At 43.3% G+C, this 1,417-nt stretch carries 1 protein-coding gene; it reads right to left on the reverse strand.

What is annotated here, in order from left to right:
• Positions 1-196: 196 nt before the first annotated feature.
• Complete coding sequence (locus BMW65_RS23765; protein ID WP_090609498.1) at positions 197-1,315, reverse strand: IS110 family RNA-guided transposase; 1,119 nt, start codon at positions 1,313-1,315, stop codon at positions 197-199.
• Between the last annotated feature and the right edge of the window lie 102 nt (positions 1,316-1,417).

Below are 1,417 nucleotides of genomic sequence, written 5' to 3' on the forward strand. Positions count from 1 at the left end.
GTATATTTCCTCTATAAATTAAAAACACAAAACAAACCACTCTCTGTACTAAAGAGAGATATAAAAGAATTTCCTCTACGAGCTTAAAGACTCAAACGCAATTTCTTGCCATAACATACTTAGCATGCCAGTTTGAAAAACGGGGTTACAACCACCACAAATATAAGGGCCTTAGTATGTTACTTTAAAAGCATTCCTACGCAGCTATAGGCATGTAGGCCTGCTTTTTGGCTAATATGTTCCAGATGACCACCAACATTTTACGGGCATTGGCAATCAATGCCTTATTGTGGTTCATTCTTTTTTTCAGCAAGTTGAATCTTAAGTAAAAAGGGCTGTTTTTTGTTCTACAGGCTCCCCATGCGCACTGCACCAACATAATACGCAGGTACTTGTTGCCATGCAGGGTTTTTCTCCCTTTTATTTTTCCTGCGCTCTGGTCATTTCTGGGCCTCAGTCCGGCCCAGCCAACCAGGTTAGATGCCTTTTGGAAATATTCCATATCCGTTCCAACCTCGGAAATTATGCTAGCTGCGCTCTGTTCTTTGATACCCGGCACAGTCTGTAAGAGATCAAGTTCTTCACTGTAATAATTGCCGCATAGTTCCACTAGCTTTTGCTGACAGGCGGTCAATTGTTGTTCATAGAACCCGGCCTCTTCCAATGCCATGGCAAGAACATCTATGTCCGTTGGGGACAGCACGCCGGTAAGGGCGTCCTTTATGGTCTGTATACCATGCTTGTTCTTTGTTCTGGTGTGGACCAAGGTCACCAGAACCTCGGGATCAGTCTGTCCCTGTGAAATAGCCTTTACCACCTTACGCATGGATTTCCCACCAACATCGGAAACATAATTGCTTATTCTGATATTGCAGCGCTGCAGAATAAGGTCTATACACTGATCTGCCCTTTGCAGGTTCCTGTTAAGATAGGTTATCCTACGGTTGTACTGGCGTAGTTCCTGTATAGCGTTCTCAGGCACAAAGCTGCCCTTGATAAGCCCTTTCTGAAGGACTGTGGCTATCCATTGCGCATCCTTTACATCGGTTTTCCTTCCGGGCAGCTGCCTGACAAAATACGGATTGACCAGTTTTACATCAAAATCCGTATCCAATATACGCCATATAGGCACCCAGTAAATACTCGTGCTCTCCATGGCTATATGACCGACATGATGCTCAACCAATCTATCCCGGAGACGTTCCAGATCCGGTGTCAAGGTTCCGAAAACTTCCTCAATCTTTTCCCCAGACTCAGTTAATATGCACATAAAAACACTATCTTTATGCACATCAAGGCCACAAAAGCTTCCCATATTACTTTATTCTTTAGTTCATTATAAAGATAATAAGGAGGGACGATGTGGCCGCCATTTTTATTGAACGCGATTATAATTCCCGATTTTTATGTAAGTTTG

The organism is Parapedobacter koreensis (genome assembly GCF_900109365.1).
Classification (GTDB): domain Bacteria; phylum Bacteroidota; class Bacteroidia; order Sphingobacteriales; family Sphingobacteriaceae; genus Parapedobacter; species Parapedobacter koreensis.

Coding starts and splice junctions, on each gene's coding strand:
- BMW65_RS23765 (WP_090609498.1), bottom strand. CDS start 1,315: ATGGGAAGCTTTTGTGGCCTTGATGTGCATAAAGATAGTGTTTTTATG.